The 25019-nt window shown below is 77.4% G+C and carries 21 protein-coding genes; 8 read left to right on the forward strand and 13 right to left on the reverse strand.

Annotated elements, in window-relative coordinates:
* Positions 1-12: 12 nt before the first annotated feature.
* The 4 genes from ACRYR9_RS01380 to ACRYR9_RS01395 are packed head-to-tail and all read right to left on the reverse strand — an operon-like array spanning position 13 to position 8075.
* Entirely contained in the window at positions 13-3429 is a 3417-nt protein-coding gene (locus ACRYR9_RS01380) for an ATP-dependent helicase (protein WP_432496990.1), read from the reverse strand.
* Positions 3426-6869, reverse strand: coding sequence for an ATP-dependent helicase (locus tag ACRYR9_RS01385; RefSeq protein ID WP_432528945.1), 3444 nt, complete (start codon positions 6867-6869; stop codon positions 3426-3428). The genes ACRYR9_RS01380 and ACRYR9_RS01385 overlap by 4 nt, the downstream gene beginning before the upstream one ends.
* A 43-nt stretch (positions 6870-6912) precedes the next feature.
* Positions 6913-7260 carry an MGMT family protein gene (locus ACRYR9_RS01390; protein ID WP_432496658.1) on the reverse strand — a complete coding sequence of 116 codons (348 nt, stop codon included), beginning with the start codon at positions 7258-7260 and terminating at the stop codon, positions 6913-6915.
* A gap of 8 nt (positions 7261-7268) precedes the next feature.
* On the reverse strand, positions 7269-8075 hold the full coding sequence (locus tag ACRYR9_RS01395) for a DUF3152 domain-containing protein (protein WP_432496656.1): 807 nt from the start codon (positions 8073-8075) through the stop codon (positions 7269-7271).
* Between the two features lie 165 nt (positions 8076-8240).
* Here ACRYR9_RS01395 and ACRYR9_RS01400 point away from each other — a divergent pair, with 165 nt between their 5' ends.
* The 3 genes from ACRYR9_RS01400 (at position 8241) to ACRYR9_RS01410 (ending at position 11293) form a co-directional block, all read left to right on the forward strand.
* Positions 8241-8465 carry a DUF3107 domain-containing protein gene (locus tag ACRYR9_RS01400; RefSeq protein ID WP_432496653.1) on the forward strand — a complete coding sequence of 75 codons (225 nt, stop codon included), beginning with the start codon at positions 8241-8243 and terminating at the stop codon, positions 8463-8465.
* 275 nt (positions 8466-8740) lie between these two features.
* Positions 8741-10483 (forward strand): DEAD/DEAH box helicase, encoded by a 1743-nt coding sequence (locus ACRYR9_RS01405; protein ID WP_432496650.1) that lies wholly within the window; start codon positions 8741-8743, stop codon positions 10481-10483.
* Between the two features lie 42 nt (positions 10484-10525).
* On the forward strand, positions 10526-11293 hold the full coding sequence (locus ACRYR9_RS01410; protein ID WP_432496648.1) for an oxygenase MpaB family protein: 768 nt from the start codon (positions 10526-10528) through the stop codon (positions 11291-11293).
* Here ACRYR9_RS01410 and ACRYR9_RS01415 read toward each other — a convergent pair.
* Genes ACRYR9_RS01415 through ACRYR9_RS01425 form a run of 3 tightly spaced genes read right to left on the reverse strand, consistent with a single transcriptional unit; the run spans position 11277 to position 13455 of the window.
* A complete protein-coding gene (locus ACRYR9_RS01415) occupies positions 11277-11882 on the reverse strand; it encodes a MarC family protein (RefSeq protein WP_432486113.1) in 606 nt (201 codons plus the stop codon). The genes ACRYR9_RS01410 and ACRYR9_RS01415 overlap by 17 nt on opposite strands.
* Positions 11879-12757 carry a PHP domain-containing protein gene (locus ACRYR9_RS01420; RefSeq protein ID WP_432496645.1) on the reverse strand — a complete coding sequence of 293 codons (879 nt, stop codon included), beginning with the start codon at positions 12755-12757 and terminating at the stop codon, positions 11879-11881. Before ACRYR9_RS01420 ends, ACRYR9_RS01415 begins: the two co-directional genes overlap by 4 nt.
* A 41-nt stretch (positions 12758-12798) precedes the next feature.
* Positions 12799-13455, reverse strand: coding sequence for a DUF6758 family protein (locus tag ACRYR9_RS01425; RefSeq protein ID WP_432496642.1), 657 nt, complete (start codon positions 13453-13455; stop codon positions 12799-12801).
* Between the two features lie 186 nt (positions 13456-13641).
* Here ACRYR9_RS01425 and ACRYR9_RS01430 point away from each other — a divergent pair, with 186 nt between their 5' ends.
* On the forward strand, positions 13642-15213 hold the full coding sequence (locus ACRYR9_RS01430) for an aminopeptidase P family protein (RefSeq protein ID WP_432496668.1): 1572 nt from the start codon (positions 13642-13644) through the stop codon (positions 15211-15213).
* Between the two features lie 31 nt (positions 15214-15244).
* Here the strand turns inward: ACRYR9_RS01430 and ACRYR9_RS01435 are convergent, their stop codons facing one another.
* On the reverse strand, positions 15245-16090 hold the full coding sequence (locus ACRYR9_RS01435; protein ID WP_432496639.1) for a YflT domain-containing protein: 846 nt from the start codon (positions 16088-16090) through the stop codon (positions 15245-15247).
* 131 nt (positions 16091-16221) lie between these two features.
* Complete coding sequence (locus ACRYR9_RS01440) at positions 16222-16827, reverse strand: Dps family protein (protein WP_432496636.1); 606 nt, start codon at positions 16825-16827, stop codon at positions 16222-16224.
* A gap of 85 nt (positions 16828-16912) precedes the next feature.
* Here ACRYR9_RS01440 and ACRYR9_RS01445 point away from each other — a divergent pair, with 85 nt between their 5' ends.
* From ACRYR9_RS01445 to ACRYR9_RS01460, 4 genes are all read left to right on the forward strand, one after another.
* Complete coding sequence (locus ACRYR9_RS01445; RefSeq protein WP_432496633.1) at positions 16913-18190, forward strand: magnesium transporter MgtE N-terminal domain-containing protein; 1278 nt, start codon at positions 16913-16915, stop codon at positions 18188-18190.
* Positions 18183-18869 (forward strand): DUF1003 domain-containing protein, encoded by a 687-nt coding sequence (locus ACRYR9_RS01450; protein ID WP_432496631.1) that lies wholly within the window; start codon positions 18183-18185, stop codon positions 18867-18869. Before ACRYR9_RS01445 ends, ACRYR9_RS01450 begins: the two co-directional genes overlap by 8 nt.
* Before the next feature lie 26 nt (positions 18870-18895).
* Positions 18896-20638: a GspE/PulE family protein gene (locus ACRYR9_RS01455; RefSeq protein ID WP_432496629.1), complete on the forward strand. Its 1743-nt coding sequence runs from the start codon at positions 18896-18898 to the stop codon at positions 20636-20638.
* 76 nt (positions 20639-20714) lie between these two features.
* On the forward strand, positions 20715-21839 hold the full coding sequence (locus ACRYR9_RS01460; RefSeq protein ID WP_432496666.1) for an Mrp/NBP35 family ATP-binding protein: 1125 nt from the start codon (positions 20715-20717) through the stop codon (positions 21837-21839).
* Between the two features lie 45 nt (positions 21840-21884).
* On the opposite strand, the gene ACRYR9_RS01465 is transcribed toward ACRYR9_RS01460, so the two are convergent.
* Genes ACRYR9_RS01465 through sigE form a run of 4 tightly spaced genes read right to left on the reverse strand, consistent with a single transcriptional unit; the run spans position 21885 to position 24870 of the window.
* Positions 21885-22304 (reverse strand): twin-arginine translocase TatA/TatE family subunit, encoded by a 420-nt coding sequence (locus ACRYR9_RS01465; RefSeq protein ID WP_432496626.1) that lies wholly within the window; start codon positions 22302-22304, stop codon positions 21885-21887.
* Positions 22305-22313: 9 nt separating this feature from the next.
* Positions 22314-23600, reverse strand: a complete 1287-nt coding sequence (locus ACRYR9_RS01470; protein WP_432496623.1) for a S1C family serine protease — start codon at positions 23598-23600, stop codon at positions 22314-22316.
* On the reverse strand, positions 23597-24196 hold the full coding sequence (locus tag ACRYR9_RS01475) for an anti-sigma factor family protein (RefSeq protein WP_432496621.1): 600 nt from the start codon (positions 24194-24196) through the stop codon (positions 23597-23599). The genes ACRYR9_RS01470 and ACRYR9_RS01475 overlap by 4 nt, the downstream gene beginning before the upstream one ends.
* Positions 24193-24870, reverse strand: a complete 678-nt coding sequence (gene sigE, locus ACRYR9_RS01480; protein WP_432496619.1) for an RNA polymerase sigma factor SigE — start codon at positions 24868-24870, stop codon at positions 24193-24195. The genes ACRYR9_RS01475 and sigE overlap by 4 nt, the downstream gene beginning before the upstream one ends.
* Between the last annotated feature and the right edge of the window lie 149 nt (positions 24871-25019).

Here is a 25019-nt window from a genome sequence, read left to right on the forward strand (position 1 = left end):
CGGGGGCGGGCCTCAGACCTCCCGGTCCGTCACCGGCACCGAGGTCACCAGCGCCTCGAGGTCCCCGGCGCCGAACAGGTCCACCGGGCGCACCGTCTCGCCCGTGGAGGCGTAGAAGAAGGCCGCGCTGACGTCCTCCAGCGGCACCCCGTGCCAGCGCGACCACGCCAGGCGGTACACGGCCAGCTGCACGTCCCGGGCCCGGGCCGCCTCGCCGACCGGCGGGCGGCCGGTCTTCCAGTCCACGACGTCCCAGCGCACCCGCCCGTCCGGGCCGGTGCTGCGGAACACGGCGTCGATGCGACCGCGCACCGCGATCCCCGCCACGGGCGTCTCCACCGACACCTCCACCGCGACCGGGTCGCGCTCGGCCCACTCGCTGTCCAGGTAGTGCCGCTGCAGCGCCGCCAGCTCGCGGTCGTCCGCGGCGTCCTCGTCGGCCGCGCCGGGCAGGTCCGTCAGGTCCAGCAGTGCGCTGGCGGTGAAGCGGTGCTCCAGCCAGGCGTGGAAGGCGGTGCCGCGACGGGTCGCCGGCCGCGGCGGCTGCGGCACCGGGCGGCGCAGCTGCAGGGCCAGCGCGTCGGGGTCCTGCGCCAGCGCCACCAGCCGGGACGCCGACAGGTGCGCCGGCAGCAGCACCCCGCCGGCACCGCCCGCCGCGGTGCGCTCGCTCAGCAGCAGGTGCACCTGCTGCGCCCAGCCGGCGGCCTCCTCGTCCGGCGCCGGCGGCGGCGGCGCACCGGCCACCTCGCGCACCGCCCGGGCCCCCTGCAGCACCTCCGCCCGGCGCGGCGCGAGCGGGTCGACCGGCCACACCGCGCGCTGGGGCGTCGCCGTGCGCGGATTGGGCTCGCCCTCCTGCGGCGCGGGCACCGGCGGCAGGCTCACCACGCCCGGCAGGCCCGGGCCCTGCAGCACCTCGGTGAGGAACCGGGACGGGCGGCGCGGTGCGGTGGCGTCGTCCCAGTGGGCGCCGCTGAGCAGCAGCTCCTCCTTGGCGCGGGTGAACGCCACGTACGCCAGCCGCCGCTCCTCGGCCATCTCGTGCTCGCCGCACGCCTCGCGGAAGCGCACGCGCTCGACGTCCAGCTCCTTCTGCGTGGCGGCACCGTCCAGGTCCAGCTCCGGCAGGTGCGAACGGTCCCCGCGCAGCGGGTACGGCAGCACGCCCAGGCCGCTCAGCCAGCCCGACGACGTCTCCGCGCCGGCGGGGAAGACGCCCTCCACCAGACCCGGCACCGCCACGACGTCCCACTCCAGGCCCTTGCTGGCGTGCACCGTCAGCAGCTGCACCGCGTCGGAGGAGACGTCCACCGCACCCGGTTCCAGGCCGCGCTCGCGCGACTGCGCGGCCGCCAGCCAGGACAGGAACCCGCCCAGGCCGGGGCGCTGCGCGCTCATCGAGAACGACGCGGCCGCGTCGGCGAGGGCGTCGAGGTTGGCCCGCTCGAACGCCGGGGAGCTGCCCGGGCGGGCGGCGACCTCCACGTCCAGCAGCAGGGCGCGCTCCACCTCGCCCACCAGCTCGGGCACCGGCACGTGCGTGCGGGTGCGCAGGTGGCGCAGCACCCCCGCCAGGCGGGCCAGCCGGGTGTGCGCGGCCGGTGACAGGCCCCGCCCGCCCGAGCCCCGCCACGACGGCGGGGGCAGCTCGTCCAGCGCCTCGACGAGGCTGGCGTCCTCCACCTCGTCGGGCAGGACCACCGCGGGGTCCGCGGCGGCCTCCCCGGCAGGCACGGGTCCCTCGGGAGCGTCGGGGGCGTCGCGGCCGCTGCGCAGCCGCTGCAGGTGCCGCGCCCACTCCCCCAGGGCCGCCAGGTCGCGCGGACCCAGCCGCCAGCGGGCCCCCGTCAGCAGCCGGGCGAGCTGGTCGCCGCGGCCGGGGTCGTGCAGGACGTGCAGGGTCGAGACCACGTCGACGACCTCGGGGGTGGACAGCAGGCCGCCGAGGCCGACGACCTCCACCGGCAGCCCGGCCTCGCGCAGCGCCCGGTGCAGCACCGGGAACTGGCTGCGCTTGCGGCACAGGACCGCGGCGGTGCGGCGAGGCCGCGGCGAGGCGCCGGGCACCCGGCGCTGCACGGCCAGGCGCTCGGAGTCGGCGCGCCACACCTCGGCCAGCCGGGCGGCGACCTCCGCGGCCTCCTCCTCCACCGTCGCGGCGAACGCCGTGCGCACCCGGCCGGTGCCGGCGCCCGGGCGCGGGCGCAGCCGCACCACCGCGGCGTTCGCGCCCGCCCCGGCCGACAGGGGGTCGGCCACGACGTTGGCGACGGCGAGCACCGCCTCGTCGTTGCGCCAGCTCGTCGCCAGCGGCGCCACCCGAGCCGGGGAGTCGTCGGCGCGGCGGAACTGCGCCGGGAAGCTGGCGAGGTTGCCGGCGCTGGCGCCGCGCCACCCGTAGATCGACTGGTGCGGGTCGCCCACCGCCGTCACCGGGTGCGCGTCGCCGTACAGGGCGCGCAGCAGCGCCAGCTGCGCGTAGCTGGTGTCCTGGTACTCGTCCAGGAGCACCACGCGGTGCGCGGCGCGCTCGGTGGCCGCCACGGCCGGCACCTCCCGGGCCAGCCGGGCCGCCAGCTGGACCTGGTCGCCGAAGTCGAGCTGCTCGGCGTCGCGCTTGCGGCGGGCGTACTCGCGCAGCAGCGGCACGATCGAGCGCCGGGCCCGCTGCACCGCCAGGACCTTCGCGACCTCCGCGTACGGCTCCCCCGGCACGTGGACGCCCAGCTTCGCGACCGCCTTGTCGTCCCTGGGCAGCGCGCGCACTCGCGCCTCGAAGCCCTCGACGAAGCGCTCCAGGTCGCCGGGGTCCACCAGGTGCTCGGCGCACTCGCCGGACAGCTCCAGCAGCGCCGCGGTGAGCGTGGAGGGCGCCACCTCGACACCGGGCAGGTCCCCGCGCCAGGTCTCCACGACCTCCGCGGCCAGCTGCCACGCCCCCGCCTCGGACAGGACCGTGGACTGCGGCTCCACGCCCAGGCGCAGGCCGTGGTCGGTCACCAGCGACGCCGCGTACGCGTGGTACGTCGACACGACCGGCTCGCCGTCGCCCAGGCCGTCACCCGGTGCGCCGCCGGCCGGCCCACCACGGGCCGGGACGCCCAGCCCGTGCGCGCGCAGGGCGCGCAGCCGCTTGCGCACCCGCTCGGCCAGCTCCCCGGCGGCCTTGCGGGTGAAGGTCAGCCCCAGCACCTCCTCGGGGGCGACCAGGCCGTTGGCGACCAGCCACACCACCCGCGAGGACATCGTCTCGGTCTTGCCGGATCCGGCGCCGGCCACCACCAGCAGCGGCTCGACGGGCGCCTCGATGACGGCGACCTGCTCGGGCGTGGGGCGCGGGCGGCCCAGCCGCTCGGCGATCTCCTCCGCCCCCAGGCGCGGCACCGGCACCCCGGCCGCACCACCGGCGCTCGTGGTCGTGGTCACCGTCCGTCCTCCTCGCACACGCTGCGGCCCTCGTCCTGGGCGGGGCAGCTGTTGCGCACCGGGCAGGTGGAGCAGTGCGGTCCCACCACCGCCTCGAACACCGGCGCGGACATCCCCTCGGCGGTGCGGGCCACCAGGTCCGCCGCCCAGCGCGGGTCCTCGTCGGCCTCCAGGGGCTGCTGGCGCTGCACCCCGACCTTCTTCGTCGCGCTGCCCAGCTGCACCAGCGCCGCACCGCCCGTGCCCGCCAGCTCCGGGCCGAACGCGCCCTCGGCGGCGACGAGCTGGTAGACGCCCAGCTGCGGGTGCCGGGCCAGCTCCGCCTTCGACGGCGGCGTCCTGCCCGTCTTGAGGTCCACCACGACCGCGCGCCCCTCGGCGTCGCGCTCCAGGCGGTCCACCCGGCCGCGCACCCGCGCCCGGCCCACGACCACGTCGACGTCCTGCTCGACCGCCACCAGGGCCCGGCCCTCGGCGCGCACCTGCCGGTGGTACTCGGCCAGCTTCAGCAGGACCTGGTCCGCGCGGGCGCGCAGCCGCGAGGTCACCCAGCCGTCCGGCAGCCCCAGCGTGGGCCACAGCAGGTCCAGGCGGCGCTGCAGCTCGGCGGCGTCGGCCTCCGGCGCCTCGGCGGCGATGCGGTGCACGAGGTTGCCCAGCGACTGCGCCCCCGAGTCGCCCGGGCGGGCGCCGGAGGACTCCAGCAGCCAGCGCAGCCCGCACCGCTCGAACGACTCCACCCGCGAGGGCGAGACCGGGACCTGCTCGCCGTCCTCGCGCAGCGGGCCGTCGTCGGTCAGGTCGTCCACGCCGTACCAGTCGGCCGGGTCGGCGCCGGGCACGCCGGCCGCCGCCAGCTGCGCCAGGTGGGCGGCCGCGGACCGCCGCCGCTGCGGGGTCTCGGTGGCCGGCGGGGCGCACAGCACCTGGCGCAGGCGCGCCACCAGGGCGGGCAGCGACACCGCCCGGGGCACCTGCGCCAGGGGCCGCTCGCCCTCCTCGTCCACCGCGGCGTCCTCCTCGCCGCGCTCGCGCGCGGCGACGGCGCCGACGAGGTCCAGGAAGGCCGAGGGCCGCTCGTCCTCGGCGCGCACCGCCGTCACCACGAGCTCGTCGCGGGCCCTGGAGACCGCCACGTGGAACAGGCGCAGCTCGTCCTCCAGCACGGCCCGGCGCGCGCCGGGGCCGTCCGCGTCGCGGCCCTCGACGACGTCCACGAGGGCCTGCGCGCCCAGCACGGAGCCGCGCAGGCGCAGGTCCGGCCACACGCCCTCCTGCACCCCGGCGACGACCACGACGTCCCACTGCCGGCCCACCGCCCCCTGCGGGGTGGTCAGGGTCACCGCGCCGGTCTCGGGGGCGCGGTCGGCGAGGGTGTCCTCGGGGACCTCCGCGGACTGCATCTGCTCCAGGAACCGCCCGGCGCCGCCGGCGCCGGGGAAGCGGTCGACGTAGCGGCCGGCGGCTTCGAACAGGGCCAGCACGGCGTCCAGGTCGCGGTCGGCCCGGGCCGCCTCGGCGCGCGCCGAGGCGCCGCGGGCCAGGGCGGCGCGCTGCCAGCGCGGCCCCAGCCCGCTGGCCTCCCACAGCGCCCACAGGACCTGCTCGGCGTCGGCGCCGGGCGCGGTCGCGGCCGCCCGCCCGGCCTGCAGCACCGCGGCCAGCCGCTGGGCCGGGCGCAGCGCGGGGTCCTCGTCCGCCAGGAGCGCCACGTCGGCGGTGGCGGGGTCGTCCGCGCGGTGCGCGCCGGCGAGCACCCCGGCCAGCGCGGCGGCGAGGACGGCGTCGCTGGTGCGCCCGCCGCCCGCGGCGAGCTCGGCGCGGCGCAGGCACTGCCGCAACCGCCGCAGCGCCACCACGTCGGCACCGCCCAGCGGGGAGGTCACGAGGTCGCGGGCGAGCTCGACGGTGAGGCCGGCGGGGTGCAGCACGACCTCCATGGCGCTCAGCAGGGGGCGCACGGCGGGCTCGTCGCGCACCGGGACCTCCGCCAGCGGGACCGCCAGCGGCACCCCGGCCGCCGACAGCCCGCGGCGCAGCGCGGCCGTGTGGCCGGCCGAGCGCACCACGACGGCCATGGACGACCACGGCACGCCGTCCAGCAGGTGGCGGCGGCGCAGCCGCTGGGCGATCCAGGAGGCCTCCTGGGTGGGTGAGCCCAGCACGGCCACCTCCACGCCGCCGGGGGCCGGCCCCGCGCCGGGGAGGCGGCCGGGCAGCGCGGCGCGCTGCGGGGCGCCGCCCAGGGCGCCGATGCGGGTGGCCACCGCCGCGGTGACCGCGCGCACCAGCGGCTGCTGGCGGTGCGCGGTGCCCAGCACGACGGTCGGGGCGGGGCCGCCGTCGGCTGCCCGGAACCGCTCCGCCAGGGCCGAGGCCGCCCGGGCGTCCGCACCGCGGAAGCCCTGGGTCACCGAGTCGGGGTCGCTGACGAGGAGCAGGTCGCGCCCGCCCCCGGCCACCGCCTCCACCAGGCGCAGGCCCGCCTCGGACAGCTCGTGGGCGTCGTCGACGGCGACCAGCTGCCAGCGGTCGCGCTCGGCGGCCAGCAGGTCCGGCGAGGACAGCAGCTGCGCGACGGCCTCGTCGACGACGGACGCGGGGTCGTAGGCGTTGGCGCGGGCGGGGTCGAAGGCGGTCACGCCCACGTACTCCCGCAGCACCGACGCGGCCGCCGCCCACTCGGGGCGGCCGTGCTGCGCCCCCAGCTCGGCGAGGTCCTGCGGGCCCAGGCCGCGCTCGACGGCGCGCATCAGCAGGTCGCGCAGCTCGTTGCGGAAGCTGCGCAGTCCCCAGGCGTCGCGCGGGACGTCCGGCGGCCACTCGGGGGCGCGCACCGCCTCCAGCCGGCCGGCGGCGCGCAGGGCGTCCTCGAACGCGCCGGCGACGGAGTCGTCGACACCGGCGGCCGTGGCCTCCAGGTGACCGGCGAGCAGCTCGGCGAGGATGGAGTCCTGCTCGGCGCCGGAGATCAGGCGCGGCGGCGGGTCGCCCCGGCGGGCGTGCCCGACGCGCAGCAGGCCGAACGCGTACGACTGCGGCGTGCGCGCCGCGGGCTGGCCGAGGGTGCGCCGCAGCGCCAGGGAGAGCTCGTCGCGCAGCTCCCCCGCCTCGCGGCGGCTGGGAGCCAGCACCAGGACGCGGTCGGGGGCGATCCCGTCGCGCTCGACGCGGGCGGCCACCAGGGCGCGCAGCGTGGTGGTGCGCCCCGTGCCGGGCGCGCCCCGCAGGACCACCGGGCCGCTGCCCGGGCGGCCGGCGACGACGGCGCGCTGCGTGGCGTCCAGCTCCGGGTGCAGCAGGCCCTCGCGCGGTTCGCGGCGCAGCAGCGGCACCGGCGCGCGCCGCCGCGCCGCGCCGCCGCCGGGCCCGCTCCACCCGCCGGACGGCGCCCCGCCCCCCGCGTCCCCGCCCGCGTCCTCCGTCAGCACACCCGTCATGCCACCACACCCCTCCGACACGTCCCGGGGACCGGCGCGGGGCTCACGGGCCCTCGAACCCGGCGGCGTCCCAGCGGGCCGCCCCCAGGTCCACCCGCACCAGCACCGGGTCGGCGTCGTCGCGGCGCAGCGGCACCCCCTCGGCCCGCCACCGCTGCACCGCCCGCGGCGCCAGCGGCGGCGCCGCGCTGCCGTCGGCGCGCAGCACCCGCCACCACGGCACGTGCGAGCCGAACCGGCGCAGCACGTTCCCCACGAAGCGGGGCCCGCGGTCGCCGACCAGCTCGCCGACGTCGCCGTAGGTCAGCACGCGCCCCGCGGGGATCGCCTCGACGACCTCCAGGACCTCCTCCGCCCGCGCCGGCAGGGCCGGCGCGCCGCGAGCGCCCACCGCGGGCGTCAGGGGTTCGGCCAGGGGTTGGGCAGCGCGCCGTCCAGCCCCTTGGTCTGCTGCACCATCACGGGCGCGAGACGCCCGGCGCCGGGGTTCGGCTCGTGGCCGTGGCCCAGCAGGTGCCCGACCTCGTGGTTGACGAGGTACTGGCGGTACCCGGTCCGGTCCTCGCCGTAGTCGGCGATCGCCTCCACCCAGCGGTACCAGGTGAGCACCGCCGCGTCGCCCACCCGGCACGACAGGGTGCCCATGGTGCGCAGCGGCCGGCACAGCGCGGCGGAGGTGTCCGGCGTGGCGAGCACCAGGCGCAGCTCCGCCTCCCCGTCGGTGCGCTCGAAGCTCGTCGCGCCGCCGGCGCCCCAGCCGCGGGGGTCGTTGAGCACGCCGAGCGCGAAGCCGGCGAACGCGGCGGGGTCGAGCAGGCCGGCGCTCACGAGGTCGCGCTCGACCTCCACGCGCAGGGTGCGAACGCGCGCGGAGGGCGGTGCCGGCACCGAGCCGGGCACCACGTCGAGGACGCCACCGCCGCTCTGCGGGACCTGCCGCTGCAGCACCCCGGCCGCCACGTCCGCCTCGGTGAGCCCGGGCGGCAGAGCGGGGGTCGGCGTGGGCGTCGGCGTGGCCGTGGGCGTCGGGGCGGGCGGGCTGCCGGTGGTGGCCGCCGCTGCCGCGGGGGCGGGCCCGCCGGTGGCGTCCCGGGCACCGGTGCAGCCGGCCCCGGCGAGCACGGCGGCCCCGGCCAGCAGCAGACCCCGCCGGGAGGCCTGGTGGGAGGGCGGGCGTCGGTCGGAGAGCGGGCGTCCGGCGGGCACGCACCGAGCATGCCACCCGCCCGGCGGCGACGGCCCCGTCCGCTGGCGGCGAACTCGCCCCGCACCGGCGCGGCCGGTGCGCGCGGCTCCGACTAGCCTCGCGGGACGACCGCACCCCCGAGCACGGGCGGTGCCGGCCCGATCGACGACCCGGGAGGGACAGCGGTGGAGGTTCGGATCGGCGTGCAGAACGTGGCGCGCGAGCTGGTGTTCGAGTCGGCGCAGACCAGCGAGGAGATCACGTCCGCGGTCACCGCGGCGCTCAGCGAGGGCACCGTGCTGCAGCTGAAGGACGAGAAGGGCCGCACCCTCGTCGTGCCGGTGGCCTCGCTCGGCTACGTGGACGTCGGAGCTGCGGAGGTGCGCAAGGTCGGCTTCGGGCTGTCCTGACGCGACCGAGCCGGCGCCCTGCGCGGGCCTCGCGGCGACGGCGCCACCACGCCGCGGGCGCACTCCGGTGCGCCCGCGGCGTCGCCGTCGGTGGCCGACGGTTACCATGGTCGTGTTCAGGGTTGCCCGGTCGTCAGTAGCGATCGGCTGCCGACTGCCGCGACGCGGCCGCGCACCGCAGGACGAGCCCGTGACGGGACGCCGACGAACCTCTCGGAGTCCTCTGCCGCAGGGCGCCCGGTGCCCGGGCCGCCGCCGCCCCGCACGGGAGACGCATGACCGACGCAGCGGGGTCCACCACGACCCCCCAGACCACCGACACCACCGGCACGAGCCCCGCGGCCGAGCCCGCCGGCTTCGCCGCGCACGGCGTGGACGAGCGCATCGTCCGCGCCCTGACCGGCGCGGGCATCACCAGCCCGTTCCCCATCCAGGCGATGACGCTGCCCGTGGCGCTGTCGGGCCACGACATCATCGGCCAGGCCAAGACCGGCACGGGCAAGACCCTCGGCTTCGGCGTGCCGCTGCTGCAGCGCACCGCCGTCCCCGGCGACCCCGCGTACGACGCGCTGGCGGCACCGGGCAAGCCGCAGGCCCTCGTCGTGGTGCCCACGCGCGAGCTGGCCACCCAGGTCGCCGGCGACCTGACCACCGCGAGCCGCGTCCTGGGCACCCGCATCCTCACCGTCTACGGCGGCCGCGCCTACGAGCCGCAGATCGAGGCGCTCGCCAAGGGCGTCGACGTGGTCGTGGGCACCCCCGGCCGCCTGCTGGACCTGGCGCAGCAGAAGCACCTGGACCTCTCGCACGTCACCTGCGTCGTCCTCGACGAGGCCGACGAGATGCTGGACCTGGGTTTCCTGCCGGACGTGGAGCGCCTGCTGGGGCAGACGTCCCCCGCCCGCCAGACCATGCTCTTCTCCGCGACGATGCCCGGGGCCGTGGTGGCGCTGGGGCGCTCGTACATGCGCCAGCCCACCCACATCCGCGCGGTGGACCCCACCGACGACGGCGCCACCGTGGCCGCCATCACGCAGTTCGTGTACCGCACGCACGCGATGGACAAGGTCGAGGTGCTCGCCCGCCTGCTGCAGGCGGAGGGCCGAGGCCTGACGATCGTGTTCAGCCGCACCAAGCGCACCGCCGCGTCGGTGGCCGAGCAGCTCGCCGAGCGCGGCTTCGCCGCGGCCAGCATCCACGGCGACCTGGGCCAGGGCGCGCGCGAGCAGGCGCTGCGCGCGTTCCGCTCCGGCAAGGTCGACGTCCTGGTGGCCACCGACGTCGCCGCCCGGGGGATCGACGTCGAGGACGTCACACACGTCGTGAACTACCAGTGCCCCGAGGACGAGAAGACGTACCTGCACCGCATCGGGCGCACGGGGCGGGCCGGCAACACCGGCACGGCCGTCACGTTCGTGGACTGGGACGACCTGCCCCGCTGGGCGCTGGTCGACAAGGCCCTGAGCCTGGGCTTCGGGGAGCCGGCGGAGACGTACTCCAGCTCCCCGCACCTGTTCGAGGACCTCGGCATCCCGCAGGGCACGAAGGGCCGCCTGCCGCGCACCCAGCGCACCCGCGCCGGCCTGGAGGCCGAGCAGCTGGAGGACCTGGGCGAGGTCGGTGCCGCCAAGGGCCGCCGCCCGCGCAGCGGTGACAAGCCCCGCGAGGACCAGCCCCGCGAGGTGCGGGCAGGGCGGGGGCGCGGCGGCGACGCGCCCGAGGCGCCCGACGCCGGCACGGCCGACGCGGGGAGCACCGACGCGGGGAGCACCGGGAACACCGACGAGCAGCGGCCCCGGCGCAGCCGTCAGCGCCGGCGGACCCGCAGCGGTGGGGGCGGTGCCGCCGCCGCGGCCCAGGAGCCCGTCGCCCGGGAGGCCGCCGCACCGGCGGCCGGGGACCCCGGCGACGCGCCGGCCGAGGACGGCGTCCCGCGCCGCCGCCGGCGCACGCGCAGCCGCGCGTCGGCACCCGGTGACGCGGCCGCCGTGGCGGAGCCGGTGCCCGCCACCGACTGACCCCGAGCTGCGATCACGGCCCCACCCGCGCAGGGTGGGGCCGTGCCCGTTCGTCCCTCGACCTCGCTCCCGCAGGCCGGCGGGAGCCCCGTGGCGGTGTCCGCGACGCTGCACCGGGGCCCCGCTCTGGAGGTCGCGCTGCTGTCCGCCGGGCTCCTGGAGGAGCTGCACCCGCTCCTGCGGCAGTTGGCCGCCCACGACCCGCGGCCGCGCTGGCAGCGCGCCGCGGCCGCCGCGGCGCTGCTGCGCGCGGCGGGCACCGACCCGTGCCGGGCGATGGTGCTGGCGGCCCGCGAGCGCGCCGTGGACGGCGACGTGCACGTGCGCGCGGACGGCGCGGACCCCGACACCGCGGCGCTGCGGCACGCGCTGCGGGTGTCCAGCGTGCTGCGGGCCGCCGCCGCGGCCGGGCGCGCGCCGGCGCCGCGGGACGCGCAGCGCTACGTGGGCGAACAGCGCTCCAGCGCCGTGCTGCTGGGCGCCGAGCCCGACGACCTGCCCTGTTCCCTGGAGGAGGTCGAGGCGGACGTGGAGCGGGTGCGCCGCGACGCCACGGGGGCGCGCCCGGCCGGGGCGCTGAGCGCGGTGGGCGGACGGGCCCCCTCGGTCCGGCGGGTGCCGCTGCCGGGGCCGGGGGACGCGCCGGGGCCGTGGCGGCGGGCCGGTGAGCTGGCCGGGGCACTGCTGCCGGGGTGGGCGCGCGAGCTGTTCGTGCCGGTGCCCGGCGAGCTCGACGGGCCGCAGCTGCGCGAGGCCCTCTGCTCCCTGCCGTCGCTGGAGGCCGCGGCGGGGTTCAGGCCTCGCCCGTGACGAAGGCGCGGACCGCGTCGGCCACCAGCTGCACGGCGATGGCGGACAGCAGCAGACCCGCCACGCGCGTGACGAGCAGGACGCCGGAGTCGCCGAGCACGCGGTGCACGACCCCGGCGAAGCGCATCGCCAGGTAGAGGGTGACGTGCACGGCCAGCACCCCGGCGGCGATGGCGAGGTGGTCGTCCCAGCCGCGCGACTGCTGCACGTAGACCATGGTCGCCACGATGGCGCCGGGACCGGCCAGCAGGGGCGTGCCCAGGGGCACGAGGGCGACGTTGACGCCGACCGTGGAGGTGGGTTCGTCGCCCTTGCCGGTGAGCAGCTCCAGCGCGATGAGCAGCAGCAGCAGCCCACCGGCGGCCTGCAGCGCCGGCAGGCTGATGTGCAGGTAGTCCAGGATGCGCTGGCCGAACAGCGCGAAGGCGACGATCACGCCCAGGGCCACCAGGACGGCCTGGCGGGCGGCGCGCGAGCGCTCCGCGGTGGTGAAGGGCGCGGTGAGGCCGAGGAAGATCGGCACGGTCCCCAGCGGGTCCATGATCACGAAGAGGGTGACGAAGGTCTCCCCGAACAGCTGCCAGTTCACGAGCCGGGGACCTCGCCCGCGGCACGGTCAGCGCTCTCGGCGCGGACCGCACCGCCGGACCGTGAGCGCAGCTCCTGCAGCACGTCCGGGTCGGTGGTGTTCTCGCCCAGCAGGTTGCGCTTGCCCGTGCCGTGGTAGTCGCTGGAGCCGGTGACCAGCAGGCCCAGGGAGCGCGCCAGGGCGCGCAGGTGGCGGCGCTCGGCGTCGCTGTGGTCGCGGTGGTCGACCTCGAGGCCCACGAGGCCGGCGGCCACCATCTCCTCCACCTCGGCGTCGCCGACGCAGCTGCCGCGCTTGGAGGCGGCGGGGTGGGCCAGGACGGGCACGCCGCCCGCGGCGCGCACCAGGGTGATCGCCTCGAGGGGGTCGGGGGCGGTGTGCGGGACGAAGTAGGGGCTGCGCCCGGACAGCAGCGTCGCGAAGGCCTCGTCGCGGTCGGCGACGACCCCGGCGGCGACGAGGGCGTCGGCGATGTGCGGGCGGCCGATGGTGGCCTGGCCGTGCACGTGCGCGAGGACGTCCTCCCAGCGCAGGCCGGTGTCGGCGGTCATCCGCTCGACCATGGTGCGGGCGCGGGTGCGCCGGGAGGTGCGGGAGGCGTCGAGCATGCCCTCCAGCGCCGCCTGGGCGGGGTCGTGCCAGTACGAGAGCAGGTGCACCGACACGCCGTGCGCCAGGCAGCTGACCTCCATGCCGGGCACGACGCGCACGCCCAGCCGCTCGCCGGCACGCAGCGCCTCGGCCCAGCCGCTGGTGGTGTCGTGGTCGGTGAGGGCCACGACGTCCAGACCGGCCCGGGCGGCGGACTCGACGACCCCGGAGGGTGGTTCCGTGCCGTCGGAGGCGGTGGAGTGCGTGTGCAGGTCGATGCGCACCGGGCGAGCTTACCGGTGAGCGGGTCCGTCCCCCGCGGCGCTCAGGCCCACTGCACGCGCGGCGACATCGCCCCGCACGGCGCGTCCGGGACGGGGCGGCGCTCGCGCAGGTCGACGAGCTCGAGGTCGTCGAGCAGCGTGGCCCCGGCACTGGCGGGCCACAGCAGCGCCCACAGCCACACCCCGCCCGCCTCCCCCACCAGCACGGCCCGGTCCCCCTCCGCCGGCACCGGCCACAGGGGGGTGGCCGCCCCCGCGGCGTGCGCGCGCGCGGCGGGCGGGCCCGCGACGAGCCCGTCACCGGGGTCGACGTCGCCCCGCCCGGCCAGGTGCGCGCCCAGGCCGGTGCCGGGCTGCTCGGAGACCACGAGCAGCTCCGCCACCGAGGGGGCGGGGTGCGGGCCGTGGCGCTGGCCGTGGTGGGGGCCGCTGGCGGCGACGACGACGGCCTGCGCCGCGTGCCGCTCGTCGCGCACGCAGCGGGTGCCGGTGAGCAGCCAGCCGGGCGGCAGCGGCCACGGCAGCCACACCGGGACGTCGGAGTGGCGGGCGAGCCACTCCAGGTGGGCCGCGTCGGCGGGCTGCGCCGGCTGCAGGGGCACCACCTCGCCGTGGGCCGCGCAGGTGGCCGAGGAGTGCCAGATGCTGGGCGCCCGGACCGCCTCGTCGCAGCGGGGGCACCTCGCGGTACCGCTCATGCCTCACCGTCCTACGCTCCGCGCACGGCGTCAACCCAGGCGTCACTGTGCGTGATCAGCGCTCCGGGGGCGGACAGCCGGCGCCCGCCGGGGGATGATGGCCCGGTGACCGCCGCCGCGACCCAGTCGACCACCACGCCGGCCACCACCGCCGGCACCACCGCCGGGCAGGACCCGGGGCAGCCCGTGGGCGAGCTGCTCGACGCGCAGCACCCCGAGGGGCAGGAGACCGCCGCGCCCGCCGAGGACGCCGAGGACGCGAAGTCGCACCGCACGGTGCCCCGCTCGGCCGCCTTCCGCCGCTTCATCGCCCAGGGGTGGGGCCCGCGCCCGGCCGAGGACGACGAGCCCGCGGAGGCAGCCCCGTACGCCGCGCGCCGCCGCGAGGTGCTGTCCTCCCTCTTCCCCGGCGAGGTGCTCGTCGTGCCCGCGGGGCCGCTGGTGCGCCGCTCCAACGACTGCGACTACCGCTACCGGCCGCACTCGGCGTTCGCCCACCTGACCGGCCTGGGCACCGACCGCGAGGCCGACGCGGTGCTCGTGCTGCACCCGCGCGGCGCGGGCGGCGGTGACCTCGGCGGCGGCGAGCAGGGCGGTGACGGCGGCCACGAGGCCGTGCTGTACCTGCGCCCGCAGGGCAGCCGCGACTCCGAGGAGTTCTACGCGAACGCCCGCTACGGCGAGCTGTGGGTGGGCCCGCGCCCGAGCCTGGCCGCGCAGGAGGCCGTCACCGGCATCACGTGCCGCGACGTGGCCCTGCTGGCGGAGGAGCTCGGCACCTCGGCCGCCGCCGCGGGCACCGCGGGCCTGCGGGTGGTCGCCGACGCCGACCCCGCCGTCACGGCCCTGCTGGCGCCGCTGCGCACCGCGCCCGCCGAGCACGTGCGCGCCGCCGACGACGAGCTCGCCACCGCCCTGTCGGAGCTGCGGCTGGTCAAGGACGAGTGGGAGGTGCGCCAGCTGCGCGAGGCCGTGGCGGCCACCGTGCGCGGCTTCGAGGAGGTCGTGCGGGCGCTGCCGCGGGCCGTCGGGCACCCGCGCGGCGAGCGCGTGGTCGAGGCCGCCTTCGACGGCACCGCCCGCGTGGAGGGCAACGGCGTGGGCTACGAGACGATCTCCGCGGCCGGCGACCACGCCTGCACGCTGCACTGGATCCGCAACGACGGGCCGGTGCGCCCCGGGGACCTGCTGCTGCTGGACGCCGGGGTGGAGGCGGACTCCCTGTACACCGCCGACGTCACCCGCACCCTGCCGGTGCAGGGACGCTTCAGCGAGGCCCAGCGCCGCGTCTACCAGGCCGTCCTGGACGCCGCCGACGCCGCGTTCGCGGTCGCGAAGCCGGGGGTGCGCTTCCGCGAGGTCCACGAGGCCGCGATGCGCGTCATCGCCGACCGCCTCTCCGCGTGGGGGGTGCTGCCGGTGGACGCCGCCACCTCGCTGGAGCCGGAGGGGCAGTACCACCGCCGCTGGATGGCCCACGGCACCAGCCACCACCTGGGCCTGGACGTGCACGACTGCGCGCAGGCCCGGCGGGAGATGTACCTGGACGCCGAGCTGCGCCCCGGCATGGTGTTCACCATCGAGCCCGGCATCTACGTCAAGGCGGAGGACGAGCTGGCCCCGCCGGAGCTGCGCGGCATCGGCGTGCGCATCGAGGACGACGTCCTCGTCACCGCCGACGGCGTGGAGAACCTCTCCGCCGCCCTGCCCCGCGACCCGGACGCGGTCGAGGCGTGGATGGCCTCGCTGCGCGGCTGAGCGGACGGCCGCGCAGGTGCGGCGGAGCGGCTCAGCGGGCGGGGCCCTCGCCGGTGCCCTCCCGCTGGGCGTCCTCCTGGGCGCGCCGCTCGGCCTCCCGGCGGGCCCGGCGCTGCTCCTCGACCTTCTCCGCGTAGGTGGGGCCGGACAGGTCCGGTTCCGCCGGGGTCTGCTCCTGAGCCTCGCCCTCGGGACGCTGCCCGGCGGGCGGGGGCGGCGGTGCGGCGGGCCCCGTGCCGGGCTGCGGCGGCGGCATCCAGCCCTGCGGGGCGCCCGCGCGGGAGGAGGGGTCGGGCGCGCCCCACGGTCCCTGGCCGGCGGCGTGCGAGCCGGGCGCGGGCGGCGGGGCGCCCCAGGCGCCCTGCTGCGGGCCCGCGCCGCGGCCGAAGCCGTTGGGCAGCTTGGACAGCACCTGCCGCGCCTGGCCGGACATCTGCGGCATGCACAGCACGAGGTACTCGCCTGCGACGATCTGGCTGGCGGAGGTGAAGTCGCGGCGCCCGCCCGTCAGCGCGTAGGAGATGACGGCGAAGAGCATGCCGAACCCGGCGCCGATGAGCAGGCCGGTGAGCAGGCCCGCGGTGCCGCCGTTGCCGAACACCGAGAGCATCAACCCGATGAGCAGGCCGAACCACGCCCCCGAGGCCGCGCCCGCACCGGCCGCGCGCCCGTAGGTGAGCCGGCCCGTCACCCGCTCCACCATCTGCAGGTTGTTGCCCACGATGGTCACGTTCTGCACGGGGAAGTGCTCGTCGGAGAGGAAGTCCACGGCCCGCTGGGCCTCCGCGTACGTGGCGTAGCGGCCGATCGCCTCCCCCTGCGGCGGTGTGGGGGCGCTCAGGCGCTGCTGGCCACCCATGGGCCCGAGGTTGGACATGGCGACATCCTCACCGGTTCGACTGGTGCCGCCCGCACCGGGCGGGGGCGGGGGCGCTCGCGCCCCTCACCCGCCCCAACGCGCCCGGAGCGGTGATCGTGCCCGCGCCGGGCGCGCGGGTCGGGACGGGCTCAGGCGCTCTGGCGCTTGACGCCGGCGCGCTCGCCGGCCTTGCGGGTGGCCTGCACCTCGGTCTCGGCGCCCGCGGTGGACAGCTCGCCGCCGGCGGTCTCGAGGTGGGCGCGCACGAACCAGTGGTACTGCTCCAGCACACCGGTCTGGCTGGTGAGCAGGTCCTCGGTGACCGGGTCGATCTCACCGGCGGCCTCGATGGCGGAGCGGTGGTCCCTGATGACGCCCGCGTACACGAGGTCCAGCGCGCCGAGGTGCTCGATGGCGCCGGCGCGGCCGATGGAGTAGTCGTCCCAGTCGCGGTCGGCGACCAGCGCGGCGGGCGTGCCCACGGGCGAGGAGCCCAGGGTGGCGATGCGCTCGGCGACGGCGTCGGCCATCTCGCGCACGGCGTCCACCTGCGGGTCGAGCATCTGGTGCACGGCGATGAAGTGCGGCCCCACGACGTTCCAGTGCACGTGCTTGAGGGTCAGGTGCAGGTCGGTGAGGGCGTTGAGGCGGTTCTGCAGGATGGCCGCGACCTCGCCGCCCTGCTCGTTCGAGAGTCCGGGGACGGTGTAGAGGGGGTTCCCGGACGCCTTCAGCTTCTTGCTCTCCTTGGCCATGGCGCCACGGTAGGAGGGCACCGGCGCTCCCGCGCGCCGAGATCCGCCCGGCCCCGCGCACGCGGGGCCCTCTAGCCTGAGGCGCGTGACCGGTTCCCCCAAGCGCGTCTTCGCCGCCCGGCTGGCGGGCACGTCCGTGTTCGACCCGCAGGGCGACCAGGTGGGCCGGGTCCGCGACGTGGTGGGCGTGCTGCGCCCGCGCGGGCCGCAGCGGATCATCGGCCTGGTCGTGGAGGTCCCCGGCCGCCGCCGCGTCTTCGTGCCCATGACGCGCGTCACCAGCGTCGACACCGGGCAGGTCCTGACCACCGGCCTGGTGAACATGCGCCGCTTCGAGCAGCGCGGCACCGAGACCCTGCTGCTGGGCGAGCTGCTGGACCGGACCGTGCAGCTGACCGACGGCAGCGGGGTCGCGACCATCGAGGACGTCGGCCTCGAAGCGGTGCGCCCGCGCGACTGGCGGCTGACCGAGCTGTTCGTGCGCCGCGGCACCGCGCCGCGGGGGCTGTCCGGGCGGCTGCGCCGGCGCGGGGAGACCATGACGGTGGACGTGGGCGCCGTGGTGGGGCTGACCACCACCGAGCTGGACCAGGGCGCCACGAACCTGCTGGCCGCCTTCGAGGAGCTGCGCGCCACCGACCTGGCGGACGTCATCCACGAGCTGACCCCCAAGCGCCGCGTGGAGGTCGCCGCCGCGCTGGACGACGAGCGCCTGGCCGACGTGCTGGAGGAGCTGCCCGAGGACGACCAGGTGCAGATCCTCTCCGCCCTGGAGGGCGACCGCGCCGCGCACGTGCTGGAGGAGATGCAGCCCGACGACGCCGCGGACCTCCTCTCGGAGCTGCCGCCGGAGCAGGCCGAGCGGCTGCTGGCCCTGATGGAGCCGGACGACGCCGCACCGGTGCGCCGGCTGCTGGCCTACGACGAGCACACCGCCGGCGGCCTGATGACCTCCGACCCGGTGGTGCTGGCCCCGGACGCCACGGTGGCCGAGGCGCTGGCGCACGTGCGGCGCGTGGAGCTGACGGCTCCGCTGGCCTCGGCCGTCTACGTGTGCCGCCCGCCGCTGGAGACGCCCACCGGCCGCTACCTGGGCACCGCGCACCTGCAGCGGCTGCTGCGCGAGCCGCCCCAGACGCCGCTGGGGCAGGTCATCGACAAGGACGTGGAACCGCTGGACCCGGACGAGACGCTGCAGGGCGTCACCCGGCAGCTGGCCGCGTACAACCTGGTCTCGATGCCGGTGGTGGACGAGGACGGGCACCTGCTCGGCGCGGTGACGGCCGACGACGTGCTGGACCACCTGCTGCCGGACGACTGGCGCGACGCCGAGGAGGAGGTCTTCGAGGTGGGTCGTGGCTGAGCGCTCCCCGCGCCGCGAGCGCCAGCGCGCCGAGGCCGTGGGGCTGGACACCCCGCGCGAGGCGCGCCGGCAGCTGCTGGTGCGCCCGCAGGTGGACCCGGACGCCTTCGGGCGGGCCAGCGAGGCGTTCGCCCGGTTCATGGGCACGGGGCGCTTCCTCGTCTACATGACGGCGTTCGTCGCCCTGTGGCTGACGTGGAACACGCTCGCGCCCGAGAGCGCCCAGTTCGACCCGGAGGCGCTGAACTACACGCTGCTGACGCTCATCCTGTCGCTGCAGGCGTCCTACGCGGCACCGCTGATCCTGCTGGCGCAGAACCGCCAGGCCGACCGCGACCGCGTCCTGAACGAGCAGGACCGCGCCCGCGACGAGCGGGCCCTGGCCGACACCGAGTACCTCACGCGCGAGGTGGCGGCCCTGCGCATCGCGCTGCGCGACGTGGCCACCCGCGACTTCGTGCGCTCGGAGCTGCGCAGCGTGCTGGAGGAGCTGCGCGAGGAGGACGCCGAGCGGGACGGCCGGGAGCCGGGCAAGCGCAAGGGCGGCAAGAAGCGCAAGCGCGCCGGTGAGGGCGCAGAGGCGTCCGGTGCGGCGCGGGGCGCGGCCGGGGACGGCGCGCCCGCCGGGGAGCCCGCGGCGGACGACGCGGACGACGCGGCGGGTCCCCCCTCCAGCTGAGCCCCCGGCGTGCCGATGCACTGCCCGTGACGACTCTCGACGACGCCCGTTCCGGTGCGCCCGCGCCCGCGGGCCAGACCCGCAGGCGCCTCGGCGACGTGCTCGTCGAGAAGGGCCTGCTGCTGCCGGAGGACCTCGACCACGCGCTGAACGAGCAGCGCACCGGGGAGGGCCCGCGCCGGCGCCTGGGGCAGATCCTGGTCGACCTCGGCCTGGTCTCCGAGGCGGAGCTGGCGCTGTGCCTGGCGGACCTGCTGACCCTGGAGCACGTGGACCTGTCCAAGGTCAGCATCTCCCCGGACGTGGTGCGGCTGCTGCCGCGCGCGGTCGCCGAGCGCTGCCGCGTGCTGGTGCTGGACAAGACGCCCGAGTACCTGCTGGTGGCCGCCGCCGACCCCACCAACGTGCTGGCGCTGGACGACGTCAAGCTCTACACCCGCACCCCCGAGCTGCACGTCGTCGTGGCGGTGGACTCGCAGATCCGCGACCACCTGGCCCGCGCCTGGTCGCTGACCGAGGACACCTCGCAGGTCAGCCGCATGGTCGAGGAGGCCGGCGACGACGACGCCGAGGACGCGCTGGCGGCCCTGTCCGGCTCGGTCGACGACGACGCCCCCATCGTCAAGCTCGTCAACCGGATCCTGTCCGACGCGGTGCGGCTGCGCTGCTCCGACATCCACCTGGAGTCCCAGCGCGACCAGCTGCGGGTGCGCTTCCGCGTCGACGGCCTGCTGCGCGACGTGATGAGCGCGCCGAAGCGCGTGGCACCCAGCGTCATCAGCCGCATCAAGATCATCTCCGGTCTGGACATCTCCGAGCGCCGCGTGCCGCAGGACGGCCGCACCCGCGTGACCGTCGACGGCGCCGCGATCGACTGCCGCGTCTCGACGCTGCCGGCCCTGCACGGGGAGAAGGTCGTCATCCGGCTGCTCACCCGCGGCGACGACGTGCCCAGCCTGGAGTCGCTGGGCTTCGAGCCCGAGCAGCTGGACGTCTTCAGCCGGGCGCTGACCGTGCCGCAGGGCCTGGTGCTCATCACCGGCCCCACCGGCTCGGGCAAGACGAACACGCTGTACGCGGCCATCCACGCGACGATGAGCCCGGAGAAGAACATCATCACGCTGGAGGACCCCGTCGAGGTCCAGCTGCCGGGCATCACCCAGGTGCAGGTCAACACCAAGGTCGGCATGACCTTCTCCGCCGGCCTGCGCTCGGTGCTGCGCCAGGACCCCGACATCGTCCTCATCGGTGAGGTCCGCGACTCCGAGACCGCCGAGCTGGCGCTGAAGGCGTCCATGACCGGTCACCTCGTGCTGACCACCCTGCACACCAACTCCGCCGTCGGGGCGCTGACCCGCCTGGTGGACATGGGCGCCGCCCCGTTCCTGGTCGCCAGCTCGCTGACGGCCGCGATCGCGCAGCGCCTGGTGCGCAAGCCGTGCGACTCCTGCGCCGACGGGTACATCCCGGACGAGGACACCCTGGCGCTGCTCGGCCTGACGATCGAGGACATCCTCGACGCGACCCCGCTGCGCGGCACCGGCTGCCCCGACTGCGGCGGCACCGGCTACCGCGGGCGCACCGCCGTGTACGAGGTCCTCGACGTCACGCCCAGCGTCCGCAAGGTCCTCATGAGCACGCCGACGGAGTCGGCGCTGACCGAGGAGGCCGCCCGCATCGGCATGAGCACCCTGCGCACCTCCGCGCTGGCGAAGGCGATGCGCGGGGAGACGACCTTCGAGGAGGTCGTGCGCGTCACCGCCGGCTGAGCCCACCGGCTGGGCCCACCCGGCGCGGGACCCGCGGGGGGTGCCGCGCCGGGCGCGGACGTACCCTGGCGGCGTGCTGCCCACCCCCGACGCCGTCCGCACCGCGCTGGCCGCGGTAAACGACCCCGAGCTGCACCGGCCCATCACGGAGCTGGGCATGGTCGACCGCGTGGACGTGGGCGACGACGGTGTCGTGTCCGTGCGGGTCCTGCTGACGACCGCCGGCTGCCCCATGCGCGAGAGGCTGACCTCGGACGTGAGCGCGGCCGTGCGGGGCGTGGCGGGCGCGCGCGGCGTGCGGGTGGCCTTCGGGGAGATGACGCCCGAGCAGCGGGCCGAGCTGACGGTGAAGCTGCGCGGCACCACGCAGGCCGCACCCACCATCCGGTTCAACGAGCCGGGCAACCTGACGCGCGTCTACGCCGTCGCCTCCGGCAAGGGCGGGGTCGGCAAGTCCAGCGTGACGGTGAACCTGGCGGCGGCGATGGCCGCCGACGGGCTGCGGGTCGGCGTGCTGGACGCCGACGTGCACGGCTTCTCCGTGCCGCGCCTGCTGGGCGTCACCGGCCGTCCGACGAAGGTGGACTCGCTGATCCTGCCGCCCACCGGGCACGGGGTGCGCGTGATCTCCATCGGCATGTTCGTGCCGGGCAACGAGCCCGTGGCCTGGCGCGGGCCGATGCTGCACCGGGCGCTGCAGCAGTTCGCCTCCGAGGTGTTCTGGGGCGACCTGGACGTGCTGCTGCTGGACCTGCCGCCGGGCACCGGCGACATCGCCATCAGCGTGGGGCAGCTCCTGCCGGGCGCGGAGGTGCTCGTGGTGACCACGCCGCAGGCAGCGGCCGCCGAGGTCGCCGAGCGGGCCGGGGCGGTGGCGGCGCAGACGTCCCAGCGCGTGGTGGGCGTGGTGGAGAACATGAGCTGGCTCGAACTGCCGGACGGTCAGCGCATGGAGCTGTTCGGCTCCGGCGGCGGCGAGCGGGTGGCGGCCTCGCTGACCGAGCGGCTGGGCACCCCCGTGCCGCTGCTGGGCCAGGTCCCGATGGACGTGACGCTGCGCGAGGGCGGTGACGCGGGGGTGCCGGTGGTGCTCAGCGCGCCGGACTCCCCCGCCGCCGTGGCGCTGCGGGAGCTGGCTCGGGGCCTGGCCGTGCGGCCGCGGGGTCTGGCGGGCCGGCGGCTGGGCGTCAGCGTCGCCTGAGCGACCCCCGCCCGGGCGCTCCGGTGGAGCGCCCGGGAGCACGCCTCAGGTGGCGTCCTCGTCGTAGGGCGCGGCGGCCGGCGCGGGCTCCTTCTTCTTCAGGTCCACCCCATTGGCGGCGGACCCGCCGCTGGAGGAGCCGCCGGTGCCGTTGCGGGGCGCGGAGGCCGCGCGCGAACCGCTGTTCTTCTTCGGGGCCGGCTCGTCGTCCCAGACGTCGGAGAGCGCGTCGCGCACGATCCGCCGCGGGTCGTACTGGCGCGGGTCGAGCTTCTGCCAGTCGATGTCGTCGAACTCGGGGCCGAGCTCCTCGCGCATCTGGGCCTGCGCGCCCTTGGCGAAGCGGCGCACCGACTTCACCAGGTGGGCGAGCTGCTCGGCGTACTGGGGAAGCCGCTCCGGGCCGAGGATGACCAGGGCCACCACGAGGAGGACGACGAGCTCGCCGCCGTTGATGCCGAACACGTCGCGATCCTAACCGTCGGCTTCGAGCGTCACGGGCACCTCGAGGTCCTGACCACCCCTGCGGACGGTCAGCGTGACGGTGTCGCCGGGCTGGCGGGCGCGGATGTCCACGATGAGCTCGGCGGGTTCGGTGACCGGGCGGCCGTCGACGGCCAGCACGACGTCCCCGGGCAGCAGCCCCGCGCGGTCCCCGGGACCGCCGGCCTGCACCGCCCCGGGCTGGTCCAGGACCTGGACGCCCTCGCCGCGGTACTGGCTGTCCAGGGAGACCCGGATGACGGGGTGCACGGCACGGCCGGTCCGGATGAGCTGCTCGGCGGTGCGCCGGGCCTGCTCGGAGGGGATGGAGAAGCCGAGCCCGATGCTGCCGGCGCTGCCGCCGACGACGGGCACCGAGGCGATGGCGGAGTTGACGCCGACGACCTGGCCGCGGGCGTCGAGCAGCGGGCCGCCGGAGTTGCCGGGGTTGATCGCGGCGTCCGTCTGGATGGCCTGGATGTAGGAGGCCTCCCCCGCGCCGTCACCGCCGGCGCTCACCGGGCGGTTCAGCGCCGAGACGATGCCCTCGGTGACCGTGCCCTGCAGCCCCAGCGGAGCCCCCACCGCGACGACCCGGTCACCCACGACGACGCTGCCGGAGTCGCCCATCGTCAGCGCCCGCAGGCCGGAGCGCTCGACGCGCACGACGGCCAGGTCGTAGGAGGCGTCGGCGCCCACGAGCTCGCCGGGGGCCTGCGCACCGTCCTGGAACAGGACGGTCACGCCGTCGTCGTAGGCGCCCGCCACGACGTGGTTGTTGGTGAGCACGAACGCCGCGGAGCCGCCGTCCACGCCGGCGTCCAGGACGAAGCCGGACCCCGTCCCGGCTCCCGAGCTGCCCTGGACCTGCAGGGACACCACGCTGGGCAGGGCCGCGGCGGCGATGGCGGCCACGCTGCCCTCCGGCCGTTCGGTGGTGCCCGGGGCGGGCGCCGGCAGGGTGACGGAGGGGTACGTGCGCGCACCGTCCCAGCGCTCCTGCAGCAGGGCCCCGGCGAAGCCGCCGGTGACGCCGAGCAGCAGCACCGCCGAGCCCGCGCCGAGCAGGCGGGCGGCGCGCCCGTTGCCGCGGGGTGCCGGCGGCGGCCAGGGTGGCCCGGCGGGCGCCGGCCAGGACGGTTCCAGCTCGCCCGGCGGCGCGGGTTCCCCCCAGTCGGCGTCCGGCTGCGGGGGTCCGGCCCACGGGTCGCGGGGTGCGTCCGCGCCGGGGGTGCCGGTGCGCTGGTCCCGGTCCTCCGGCAGGGGCGGACCGCTCACGGGGCGGCCGGCGCGGTGGCCACCGCACCGGGCGCGGACGGGGTCGCCGGAGCCGGCTGGGACGCCGTGGGGGACGGGGTCGCCGGGGCGCTGGACGGGGTGGTGCGCAGTTCCGCCACCGGCGCGGGGCCGCTCGCGTGCTGCCCGCCGAGGACGAGGAACCCGGCGATGCCCACACCGAGCAGGGAGAAGGTGCCCGCCAGCGCCGCGGCCACGGGGCGCCGGCGGGCGCGGCGCCCGGGACGGGCCGGCGGGCGCAGCCGGCCGGCGGGGCGCAGCGCCTGCGGGCGGGTGGCGTCCGGGCGGCCGGGCGGGGCCGCACCGACGGCTGGGCGCGCGGGCACCGCCATCGGCCGGTCGCGCGGCGGCAGCGGGCCGGCGGGACCACCGATGTCCAGCAGCCGCACCAGCAGGTCACCGGACAGCTCCGGCTCGGGCAGGGCGCGCAGGCGGGCGCGGACGAGCCGCTCGGCCTCCACCGCCTCGGCGCACTCGCAGCAGGCGCGCACGTGCTCACCGGCGCGCAGCGCCGCGTCGGGGGCGAGCCGCCCGTCGACGAGCGGGCTGACCCGCGCGCCGAGGTGCGGTCCGCTCACGAGCGCTCCTCGCCCAGGGCCAGACGGGCGGGGGGCGCCGCGGGCGGCCGCGGGGCGCGGTGCGCCAGGGCGGTGCGCAGCTGGGCGCGACCGCGGTGGATGCGCGAGCGCACCGTGCCGAGCTTCACGCCGAGGGTGGCGGCGATCTCCTCGTAGGAGAGCCCCTCGATGTCGCACAGCACGACCACGGCGCGGAAGTCCGGCGGCAGGGAGTCCAGCGCGGCCTGCACGTCGTCGTCGAGGTTGCGGTGCTCGAAGGCCCGCTCGGGGCTCACGTCCGTGCTGGGCAGCTTCTCCCCGGCGTCCTCGGCCAGCGCGTCGAAGCGGATGCGCTGCTTGCGGCGGACCTGGTCGAGGAAGAGGTTGGTGGTGATGCGGTGCAGCCACCCCTCGAAGGTGCCCGGCTGGTAGCTGGACAGGGAGCGGAAGACGCGCACGAACACCTCCTGCGTGAGGTCCTCGGCGTCGTGGCGGTTGCCCGTCAGCCGGTAGGCCAGGCGGTACACCCTGCTGGAGTGGTCGCGCACGACCTCCTCCCACGTCGGTGGCGCCCACGTCGAGGCGGCGACCGGCGCCGGCTCGGCCGCCGGGGCACCGCCCGGGTCGTCTGGCACGGGGTTCCTCCTGGCACGGGCGGGGAAGGGAACCGCGAACGGCACCGCCACTGCTCCCATCGTCCCCCACTCCTCCCGCCGGGGCCACTCCCGGCCGTGTGATCCAGCCCATCGGCTCCACCGGTCCCAACGGGCGTCGTACGCGGCCGGTTCCCGCGTCACCCGTCCGGCGGTCCCCGGGCTGTGAGCGGACCGATGCACTAGGTTGC

This window comes from Kineococcus auxinigenes (genome assembly GCF_050871525.1).
GTDB lineage: Bacteria > Actinomycetota > Actinomycetes > Actinomycetales > Kineococcaceae > Kineococcus.

Coding starts and splice junctions, on each gene's coding strand:
- ACRYR9_RS01385 (WP_432528945.1), bottom strand. CDS start 6,869: ATGACGGGTGTGCTGACGGAGGACGCGGGCGGGGACGCGGGGGGCGGG.
- ACRYR9_RS01440 (WP_432496636.1), bottom strand. CDS start 16,827: ATGGCCAAGGAGAGCAAGAAGCTGAAGGCGTCCGGGAACCCCCTCTAC.
- sigE (WP_432496619.1), bottom strand. CDS start 24,870: ATGGGAGCAGTGGCGGTGCCGTTCGCGGTTCCCTTCCCCGCCCGTGCC.
- ACRYR9_RS01425 (WP_432496642.1), bottom strand. CDS start 13,455: ATGAGCGGTACCGCGAGGTGCCCCCGCTGCGACGAGGCGGTCCGGGCG.
- ACRYR9_RS01435 (WP_432496639.1), bottom strand. CDS start 16,090: ATGTCCAACCTCGGGCCCATGGGTGGCCAGCAGCGCCTGAGCGCCCCC.
- ACRYR9_RS01405 (WP_432496650.1), top strand. CDS start 8,741: ATGACCGACGCAGCGGGGTCCACCACGACCCCCCAGACCACCGACACC.